Source organism: Tamlana crocina, assembly GCF_012037625.1.
This window is the reverse complement of sequence record NZ_JAAVJS010000293.1, coordinates 1-426: the sequence shown is the minus strand read 5'-3', so window position 1 is coordinate 426 and position 426 is coordinate 1. Positions and strand designations below refer to the sequence as shown.

The 426-nt window shown below is 39.4% G+C and carries 1 protein-coding gene; it reads left to right on the top strand.

Translation table 11 applies throughout. From position 1 onward, the window contains the following. On the top strand, positions 1 to 426 hold a 426-nt coding region (locus HC176_RS16780; RefSeq protein ID WP_425338221.1), incomplete at both ends, for a phytoene desaturase family protein.

Sequence of the window (426 nt, the reverse complement as noted above, 5' to 3'; positions counted from 1 at the left end):
AGGAATTCCGGAATTATGACGGAAAATTTTGGGAGAAAAAGATTTTTGCACCCTCCAGCCTCATCTATTATCTGGGAGTTTCAGAAAAAATTCCTGAGCTGGAACACCATACATTGTTCTTTGATGAAGATCTGTTCGATCATTCCGTAGAAATTTATAAGGAACCTCAATGGCCTAAAAAACCACTGTTCTACGTTTGCTGCCCTTCCAGGACAGACGCTTCTGTAGCGCCTGCAGGTCATGAAAATCTTTTTCTATTAATGCCCCTGGCACCGGGATTAAAAGATGAAGAAGCCACCCGGGAGAAGTTTTTCAAGATCATGATCAAGCGTTTGGAAAAACAAATTGAAAGAAGTATTTCTCACACGATCGACTATAAAAAGAGCTATTGTGTGTCTGACTTTATTTCAGATTATAACTCCTATA